1 pseudogene is annotated in these 255 nt (G+C 56.1%); it reads left to right on the top strand.

The annotated features are described in order from the left end of the window. Positions 1–255 (top strand): annotated as a pseudogene (locus KW824_RS21080) (IS1595 family transposase); the annotation flags it as partial.

Raw genomic sequence — 255 nt, 5'->3', positions numbered from 1 at the left:
GCAACTCTCTGTCCGACAACGACATATCGCTCAGCGTGAGTTGCAGCAACCCAGCTTGCCTTCTCGCATTAACGCCTTGCTACCGGATTGCCCTGCTTGTCCCCATTGTCATGCACAGCCAGACCAGTTTGCTCCTTGGGGCTGGACTCGGGGGTTGCGGCGTTACCGTTGTAAACAATGCTTGCGGACCTGCTCTACCTTGACCAAGACGCCATTGGCACGCCTGAGAAAAACCCAATGCTGGCAAGCCTATGC

The sequence above is a fragment of the Aeromonas sp. sif0611 genome, from assembly GCF_019218845.1.
Lineage (GTDB): Bacteria > Pseudomonadota > Gammaproteobacteria > Enterobacterales > Aeromonadaceae > Aeromonas > Aeromonas media.
The sequence above is the reverse complement of the archived record's forward strand: the minus strand, read 5'-3'. Positions and strand labels throughout refer to the sequence as shown.